This is a genomic window from Microvirga sp. KLBC 81 (assembly GCF_003075415.1).
Classification (GTDB): Bacteria; Pseudomonadota; Alphaproteobacteria; order Rhizobiales; family Beijerinckiaceae; genus Microvirga.
Genome location: NZ_QDAH01000319.1, coordinates 1 through 583, shown reverse-complemented (window position 1 = coordinate 583; position 583 = coordinate 1). Strand labels below are relative to the sequence as shown.

Below are 583 nucleotides of genomic sequence, written 5' to 3'. Positions count from 1 at the left end.
GTCAGCCGAACACGATGCCTTTGAGGCTCTTGAGAGCCCTCTCACAACGGTCGATCTGCTCGCTGGCCCGCCGCTGCATCTCCACAACGTTCTGACAGGGCTCCTCCACGTCCTGCCTGCAGAATGGACAGATCATCGCCTTGCCTCCGTTCCTGCGTGAGCCTGTCGGGCCAACAACGATGCCGGGGCGGGGTTCCCCGGCGCGCCCGATCCTGCGCACCCTGGACCACCCTGAGCTTTCGGGTCGTCGGCGGGAGGTCCGGCAGCAGGGGCGGACGTGAAAAGGCGCCCCCACTTCTGGGTCCGAGGCTTCCTCTTTCAGGCCGCGCATCGTGCGGGAAACCGGGGCCACGGTTCACCGGCGGGCCCTTCGGGGCGCCCGCGGCGCTAGTGCCTGGAACTGGCTTTTGCCTCCACGACCTCGCTGACGGCCCACTTGCTGGGCTGGGTTTTCAGGCTGCCCTTGTCCTTCTTGGGCTTTTTGCTTTCGCGGTTACCATGCTGTTCGCGGTGGGCCATGACCGAACCTCCGGCGCTTAGAAGACGTGATGCAGTAAACCGACCACCATCAGAGCATACCACA

1 pseudogene is annotated in these 583 nt (G+C 64.8%); it reads right to left on the bottom strand.

What is annotated here, in order from left to right:
• Positions 1 to 387: 387 nt before the first annotated feature.
• Positions 388 to 583: pseudogene (locus DC522_RS35650) on the bottom strand (hypothetical protein); the annotation flags it as partial.